Source organism: Novosphingobium sp. 11B, from assembly GCF_054589055.1.
Genome location: NZ_BAAILP010000163.1, coordinates 1,672 through 9,177, shown reverse-complemented (window position 1 = coordinate 9,177; position 7,506 = coordinate 1,672). Strand labels below are relative to the sequence as shown.

At 68.6% G+C, this 7,506-nt stretch carries 6 protein-coding genes; 2 read left to right on the top strand and 4 right to left on the bottom strand.

What is annotated here, in order from left to right; genetic code table 11:
• Positions 1-72: 72 nt before the first annotated feature.
• The gene (locus ACYPYD_RS15075) at positions 73-822 is read right to left on the bottom strand and encodes an SDR family NAD(P)-dependent oxidoreductase (protein ID WP_036531055.1); all 750 of its coding nucleotides are present in this window, start codon (positions 820-822) and stop codon (positions 73-75) included.
• A gap of 334 nt (positions 823-1,156) precedes the next feature.
• On the opposite strand from ACYPYD_RS15075, the gene ACYPYD_RS15070 reads away from it, so the two are divergent.
• Both ACYPYD_RS15070 and ACYPYD_RS15065 read left to right on the top strand, forming a co-directional pair.
• Positions 1,157-2,008, top strand: coding sequence for a sulfurtransferase (locus ACYPYD_RS15070; RefSeq protein WP_459663977.1), 852 nt, complete (start codon positions 1,157-1,159; stop codon positions 2,006-2,008).
• Positions 2,009-2,183: 175 nt separating this feature from the next.
• Positions 2,184-5,072, top strand: a complete 2,889-nt coding sequence (locus ACYPYD_RS15065; RefSeq protein ID WP_459663975.1) for a CHAT domain-containing protein — start codon at positions 2,184-2,186, stop codon at positions 5,070-5,072.
• Between the two features lie 135 nt (positions 5,073-5,207).
• Here the strand turns inward: ACYPYD_RS15065 and ACYPYD_RS15060 are convergent, their stop codons facing one another.
• The 3 genes from ACYPYD_RS15060 to ACYPYD_RS15050 form a co-directional block, all read right to left on the bottom strand.
• A complete protein-coding gene (locus ACYPYD_RS15060) occupies positions 5,208-5,753 on the bottom strand; it encodes a glutathione peroxidase (protein WP_211150648.1) in 546 nt (181 codons plus the stop codon).
• A 61-nt stretch (positions 5,754-5,814) separates the two neighbouring features.
• The gene (locus ACYPYD_RS15055; protein WP_459663973.1) at positions 5,815-6,774 is read right to left on the bottom strand and encodes an NAD-dependent epimerase/dehydratase family protein; all 960 of its coding nucleotides are present in this window, start codon (positions 6,772-6,774) and stop codon (positions 5,815-5,817) included.
• 4 nt (positions 6,775-6,778) lie between these two features.
• Positions 6,779-7,465 carry a glutathione S-transferase family protein gene (locus ACYPYD_RS15050; protein WP_036531048.1) on the bottom strand — a complete coding sequence of 229 codons (687 nt, stop codon included), beginning with the start codon at positions 7,463-7,465 and terminating at the stop codon, positions 6,779-6,781.
• Positions 7,466-7,506: the final 41 nt, after the last annotated feature.

Below are 7,506 nucleotides of genomic sequence, written 5' to 3'. Positions count from 1 at the left end.
GAGCGCAGCGAAGCAATCCAGGGCCGCGTAAACCGCACTGGATTGCTTCGCTGCGCTCGCAATGACGAGGACTCAGCTCACCACGCGGCCGCCGTTGACGCCGATGGTCTGCCCGGTGACGTAGCCCGAAGCCTCGTGGCACAGCCATGCGCAGGCATTCGCGATATCGGCGGGCTCGCCCATGCGGCGTACCGGGATGGACTGGAGCAGCACTTCGGTCGGGACCTGGAAGCGCTCGCGGTTGGCCTCGGACATGATCGTGCCCATCACCGATCCGGGCGGGATGTTGTTCACGGTAATCCCGTAAGGCCCGAATTCCTGCGCCATGGAGCGCGTCATCGTCACCACCGCGCCCTTCGACGAGGAATAGCAGATCATGTTGAGCGCGCCGGTCTGCGCCGATGAGGACGAGACGTTGACGATCCGCCCCCAGCCGGCGTGCTTCATGTCCTTGATGACCAGCTGCGTCATCACCATCGGCCCGCGCACGTTGATCGCATAGACGAAGTCCCAGCGCTCGTCGGTCAGTTCCTCGAACGGCGTGAAATCGGTCACGCCCGCGTTGTTGACCAGGATCGAGATCGGCCCCAGCGCATCGCGGCACTTCTCCACGGCGGCGGCAGCCTGTTCGCGGTTGGAGATGTCGGCGCCCAGCGCGATGGCGGTGCCGCCCGCATCCCTGATCGCCTTCACCGTATCCGCGCAGCGCGCCTCGTCGAGATCGAGCACGCCCACCGCGATGCCGTCCTGCGCCAGCCGCTTCGAGCAGGCCGCGCCGATCCCGGCAGCGGCCCCGGTGACGATGGCAACACGATACGTCATGCATTCTCTCCCGAAGATTTGCGCGCAGGATTACCGGGAATTGCGCCACGCAGAAGCAGTGCTTGGTGGCAGAGAAGCAGAATCCGCCACGGCGACGTCACAGGTCGTCCCGTGCCTGTTCGGGACGACGGCAATGCAAACCCCGATCCAGTCCCTGCGTCGAGCCTTCGCGCCTATCCGTCAGCCCGCCACATGCACCTGTTCGACACGTGACTTCTTTCGACGAACGACATGCGAAGTAACATCTAAGCAATCGACATATAGTGTTCGTCACGCCTATTGTCCCTGCGTTCACCACAACACATTTCCAGTGGCCCACAGGGCAAGGACAACGATGACTTATGAAACGTTGATCGCGGTCGACGCGCTCAAGGACATGCTCGCGTCAGGCGCGGACGTACTGATCTTCGATTGCGAATTCGAACTCGGCGCTCCGGACAAGGGGCATGACATTTATCTGAAGGGCCATATCCCCGGCGCGCGCTACGCCCATCTCGACGAGGACCTCGCCTCCCCGCCCGACGGCAGCAACGGTCGGCACCCGCTTCCCGCCCCCGTGGCGATGGTCGCCTGGCTGCGCGCGCAGGGACTGCGCAAGGGCCAGCAGGTCGTCGCCTACGACAGCAACGGCGGTGCCTGGGCGGCGCGGCTGTGGTGGTTGCTGCGCTGGCTGGGCCACGCCCCCGTCGCGGTGCTCGACGGCGGCAAGCCCGCCTGGGTCGATGCCGGACTGCCGCTGGAGACGAGCACCCCGCAAGTCGCCGCCTCGGGCGATTTCGAGCCGGGCGATCCTCTCGTGCCCGGCCCCGTAAACGCGGCCGAAGTCCGCGCGAACATCGACACGCGCGCCGCGAAAGTGCTGGACGCCCGCGATCCGTCGCGCTTTGCCGGCACCCCCAATCCGCTCGATCCGGTGGCCGGGCATATCCCGGGCGCGCGCAACCGTTTCTTCCGCGACAACCTCGGTGCCGACGGCCGTTTCCGCCCGGCCGGGGAACTCGCCTCCGAATTTATCGCATTGCTGGGCGAGGCCCCGGCGATCCTCCAGTGCGGCTCGGGCGTGACCGCCTGCCACAACGCGCTGGCCATGGCGGTGGCGGGATTGCCCGCCGGACGGCTCTATCCCGGCTCCTGGAGCGAGTGGATAGCCGACCCTGCAAGGCCCGTGGCGACAGGGTCCGATTAAAGGACTGCAACCTGCGATATGACAGCACTTGTGAATTGCATTACGGCGAAAAAACGCGTCCCCTGAACATCTTGGCGCGGAGGCTTCGGCGCCGGGACAGGTTTGGTCCTCGGGAACAGAGACAGGCATGCAAGAGGCGCGGTGCGCGGGTGTTCTGAGGGGTCTCCTGGCGGCGGTGCTCACAGTTACCGCCCCCGCACCGGTCCTTGCGGCAACACCGACAGCCCCTTCGCCCTCGGAACTGCGCGACTTGCGCGGCTACGATACCGGCGGCGATCCCGAAGCGGCGCTGCGCCACGTCGATGCGGTGCTCGCCCGCGCGGGAACCGCGCCACGCGTCGATCCGGTGGACCTGCTCTATGCGCAGGCGGTGAAGGCGAGGGCACTCTCCTCGCTGGACCGGACCGAGGAGGCGCTGACGCTGCTGCGCGCCGTCGATACCGGCCTCACCGCCCGCAAGGCCCCGCTCACGCCCGAGCGGGCCAGCCTGCTGCTGCATATCGGCTCGGAACTCGGCGCCCTGGGCCAGCTGGACGAGGCGCAGGACTATACCGCCCGTGCACTGAACCTCGCCGAAAAACTGGGCGGCCGTCAAAGCCCCGAATATGCCGAAGCGCTCTACGGCATGGCCTTGCTCGACTACCTGCGCGGCGCGCAAGGGGCGGCCATTCCCAAGATCGCCGAGGCGCTGGCGATCGCCCGCGCCCACGCACTGGCCACCGGGGAGAACCTCGACGGCCCGGCCGAATACGGCATCAGCCTCAGCGCGCTGCAGCTCAACGTTTCCGACGGCGACAGCGCAATTCTCACCGCGCGCGAAGCGCTGGCATGGGCCGAAGCACACTTGCCCGAAAACCACCGCGTGCGCGTGCAGGCCGTGCAGCAACTGGGCGCGATCCTCGCCGAGACCGACCAGTACGCGCAGGCGATCCCGATCCTGCGTGCAGCCCTTGAAAAGCGCCGCGCGATCCTGCCCGCCAACGACCCGAAGCTGGCGCTCTCGCTCCACGCCCTCGCCTTCGCGCTCGACAATGCAGGAATGCGCGCGGAAGCCGGGCCGCTCTACGACAAGGCGGTGGCGATCTTCGAGGGCAACCCCGATCGCATCCAGGCCAACAGCCTCGCCACCATGATCGGGCAGCAGGCGCGCATGGCCCAGTGGGAGGGCGACCAGACGCGCGGCCTGGCCCTGCGCGAAAAGGCGCTGGCCGTAGCCCGCCGCTATTCCGCTTCGCCGGAAGACCTGGCGGTGCTGACCGCCGAGTACAACCTCGCCTCCGCGCTCGTCAGCGCCGGGCGGGTGGACGAGGCCCGGCCCCTGCTCGATCATGCGCGCAAGGGCTTCCTCGCCGGGACCGGGCCGACGAACAAGCGGCGCTTCACCGCAGCGTCGCTGGCCGCCCGCATCGCCGTCAGGGAGGGTCGCAATGCCGAGGCTCTGGCCACCCTGACCGACGCGCTGGCGCCGCTGCGGACCCGCCTGCTCGACCGCGCTACCGCCCGGCGCGACGTCGTGACGATGGCAGCCGAATCGCGCGCCGCCTTCATGCAACTGGCCCGCATCGCCATCGACACCGATGCGCCGGACCGCGCCTTCGACGCCTTGCAGATGGCCAACCTTGGCGACCTGCAGGGGGCCTTCTCTTCGCTCGCCGCGCTTCGGGACGACTATGGCCCCGAGGCGCGCGAGGCGATCCGCAGCTACCTCACCCTCGCGGCAGAGGGGCGACAGCTGCGCAAGCGCCTCGACCGCGCGCTGATCGCCGGGGATCGCGCCATCATCGCAGACCTCGAAGCAAAAGTCGCCGAAAGCGATGCGCGTGCGCGCGAAGCGGACGCGCGCCTTGCCGCTCTGGTGCCGGGCTACCGTTCGCTCACCGCCGTCGAGCCCGCGCGCCTCGCCGATGCCCGCGCCCGGCTGAAGCGCGGGCAGGCGCTGCTGCTCGTCGGCGCCGACGAAGGCGGTCTGGTGACCCAGCTGGTCTCGCATGATGGTGTCGTCTCGGGCGATGCCGAGGTCTCGGGGCGGCACCTGATGCAGCTGCAGCAGCGCCTGCGCGCCTCGATCGAGAACGGCCTGCTCGACGAAGGCCGTGCCGGGTTCGACCGGCAGGCGGCGTTCGAACTGTTTCGCCTGATCTTCCCGGCCCCTGTCCGCAAGGCGCTGCGATCGGTGCGCGAACTGGAAATCCTCGCCCCCGGCAGCCTTGCCACCCTGCCTTTCGCTGCACTGGTGACGCGCACGCCCGAGGGCGCGGACACCGATCCTCAGGCTCTGCGCAATACGCATTGGCTGGCCCGCGATCTTGCCACCAGCGTGATGATCCGCGCCGATCCCCTGCCCCGGCAGGCGGAGACAGGAAAGGGAACAGCCACCTTCGCGGGCATCGGCGCCCCTCTGCTGGGACCGCCGACCATGCTGGCGACGCGATCCGCCTCGGCGCTCAAAGTGGGCGACGTCAGCGTGGAATCGCTTGCCCGGCTCGGCAGCCTGCCCGATGCCGAGCGTGAACTGCGCACCATGGCCAGTCACTTCGCGGGCGACAGCCAGCTCCTGATCGGCCCGCAGGCAACCGAGGCGGCGGTAAAGCAGGCCCCTCTCGACCAGGCGCGGGTGATCGCCTTTGCGACGCACGGCCTCGTCGGCGGAGGCTTGCGGGGCCTGGTGGAGCCGGCCCTCGTCATGACCCCGCCCAAGCTCGCGACGCCCCTCGACGACGGGCTGCTGACCGCCTCGGAGATTGCGCGGCTGCGCCTCGATGCGGACTGGGTGATCCTCTCCGCCTGCGACACCGGCGCGGGCGACAGCGAGAATGCGCCGACCTATTCGGGGCTCGCCCGGGCCTTCATCTCGGCGGGATCGCGGGCGCTGCTGCTCTCGCACTGGCCGGTGCGCGACGACGTGGCCGGACGGCTGACGCTGCGCACGCTCGAAGGAGCGCATGGCAAGGTTTCGCGGGCGGAGGCGCTGCGGCGCGCGCAAGTCGAGGTGCTGAAGGCACACGACGTGCCGGGCGGGGCGCATCCTGCGACGTGGGCTGCGTTCGTGCTGGTGGGGGATTGAGGGGCGGGCTTTCGGCCCACCCCGTCCGGCTAAGCAGCAAGCTGCCAAGCCTCCCGCCCCTCCCGCAAGCGGGAGGGCGCTCCCCTCTTCTCCCCTCCCGCTTGCGGGAGGGGCTGGGGGTGGGCTTCCTTCCGCTTACTTCGCCAGTTCAGCCTCGATCGCACCCACCAGCAGCGGGTCCTGCGGCGCGGTGCCCGGTGCAAAGCGACCAGCGACCGAACCGTCGCGCGCGATCAGGAACTTCTCGAAGTTCCACAGCACTTCGGGGTCGTCGTTCGGGGTCATGCCGTAGCCCTTGAACTTCTCCTTCATGCCCTCGACGTCGCCCTGCTTGGTGGGCACCGCCTCGGTCAGCGCGGCGTAAAGCGGCTGCTTGGCCTCGCCGGTAACGTCGGCCTTGGCGAAGAGCGGGAACGAGACGCCGTAGTTGATCGAGCAGAACTCGGCGATTTCCTCATGCGTGCCGGGCTCCTGCGCGCCGAAGTCGTTGGCCGGGAAGCCCAGCACCTCGAAGCCCTTGTCCTTGTATTCGCCGTAGATCGCCTCGAGGCCCTCGTACTGCGGGGTGAGGCCGCACTTGGACGCGACGTTGACCACCAGCAGCACCTTGCCGGCGTGATCGCCGAGGGTGTCGGGCTTGCCGTCAATGCGGGTGAGCGGGATGGAGGCGAGGTCGGCCATTGGATGTTCTCCCATTAGAGTTCGGGCGAGTTATGCGCACGACTGGATGACCGCCGCAAGACTATGCAGGCAAACCGCCGAGGACCGGAGAAATCCACTCCGGGTCATGCGCGAAGGGCATCTCCGTGCCGCCGCGCAGGGCGGTGAGGATCGCGGCGAAATCGGTTTCGGCACGCCAGCCGAGCAGGCGCGCGGCCTTGGCGGGATCGTAGACGCGCTCGATCCGCTCGGGCAGAACCCAGCCCGCGCGGGCGTAGAGGTCGGCAGCATCGGGATGGTAACGGGCGATCACGGCGCGCGCATCGCGGGCCAGTTCCGCTGCATCCTCGCGCGCGAAAGGCGGCGGGGCGGAGAGCACGAAAGTCTCGCACCCCTCGATCCGCTCCAGCGCGGCAAGGTGGGCGAGCGCGGCGTCGCCAACGGTCAGGCGGCGGTTGAGGAACTCGTTCGCCTTGAGGTTGGGGCCGGAGGGGACGACATGGGTGTCGTCATCCTCGGGAAAGAAGCGCCCGGTGCGCAGGATCGCCACGGCCATGCCGCTTTCGTGCGCGATCAGGCGGCACAAGTCCTCGGCCGTGCGCTTGGTCACGCCGTAGACGTTGCGCGGAGCGAGCGGGCCGAACGCCTCGTCCATCCACCAAGCACCATGCTCGCCCGCCCCGGCGCGCACGTCGTCGCGAACCATCAGCGAGGTGGTCGAAGTGAACACGAAGCGCGCGTGTCCCGCATCCATCGCCGCTTCCAGCAGGTTGAGCGTGCCCGTCACATTGACGTCGACGAAGGCCTGCCGCCCGAAGCGCGCGATGTCCGGCTTGTGCAGAGCGCCCGAGTGGATCACCGCCTCGATCCCGTGGTCCGCGACGGTGCGGAACACCAGCGCGCGGTCCGCCACCGAACCCAGCACCGTCGTCGCAGCGCCCGTCGCCACGTCGAGGCCGATCACCTCGTGCCTGCGCAAGGCCAGCAGCGGTGCCAGATGCCGACCCAGCCAGCCGGAAGAGCCCGTCAGCAGGATGCGCATGGGATCAGGCAGGGGCGCGGTAGTCGGCGATGATCGCGCCGGCTTCGGCCAGTTCAGCCTCGTGGCTTTCCTCGCGCCAGGTCTCGGCGAGGGCTTCCTCCTCCCACTGGCGCATGGCGGGATGGGCGAGCATCGCATCGACCCAGGCCTGCCCGCCGCCGACGTCGAGGCCATACGTGCGGATGCGGAAGGCAACCGGCGCGTAGAAGGCATCGATGGCGGTGAACTCGGCGCCTGCCAGCCAGGGGCCGCCGAAGCGGTCCAGCCCTTCCTCGAACATCTCGCGCAGGCGGTGGATCTCGCGCACCAGCGCGCCGCTCATCGGCCGCAGCTTCACGCGCACGCCCACGTTCATCGTGCACACATTGCGCAAGGCGGAGAAGCCCGCGTGCATCTCGCATACCGCGCTCTGGGCGAAGGCGCGGGCGTCCGGGGCCTTGGGCCAGACGGTGGGATGGCGGTCGGCGAGATAGAGCGTGATGCCGAGCGAATCCCACACGGTACGCTCCTCGTCGATCAGAGCGGGCACCTGGCCGGTGGGGGAAAAGCTGCGGAACGCGTCGTAGTTCACCGGCATGGTGAAGGGCTCAAGCTCATCCTCGAACGGGATGGCGAGCGCCTTCATCAGCACCCACGGGCGCAGCGACCAGCTCGAATAGTTCCGGTTCGCGGTGATGAGGGTGTAAGTCATGGATGGTCCCTTGCGAAGAGTGCGCGAGGGATAGCGTGATC

What these genes read in the sequence shown, in the direction of transcription:
- ACYPYD_RS15055 (WP_459663973.1), bottom strand. Translation starts at nt 6,774, where the DNA reads ATGCGCATCCTGCTGACGGGCTCTTCCGGCTGGCTGGGTCGGCATCTG.
- ACYPYD_RS15070 (WP_459663977.1), top strand. Translation starts at nt 1,157, where the DNA reads ATGACTTATGAAACGTTGATCGCGGTCGACGCGCTCAAGGACATGCTC.
- ACYPYD_RS15060 (WP_211150648.1), bottom strand. Translation starts at nt 5,753, where the DNA reads ATGGCCGACCTCGCCTCCATCCCGCTCACCCGCATTGACGGCAAGCCC.
- ACYPYD_RS15050 (WP_036531048.1), bottom strand. Translation starts at nt 7,465, where the DNA reads ATGACTTACACCCTCATCACCGCGAACCGGAACTATTCGAGCTGGTCG.
- ACYPYD_RS15075 (WP_036531055.1), bottom strand. Translation starts at nt 822, where the DNA reads ATGACGTATCGTGTTGCCATCGTCACCGGGGCCGCTGCCGGGATCGGC.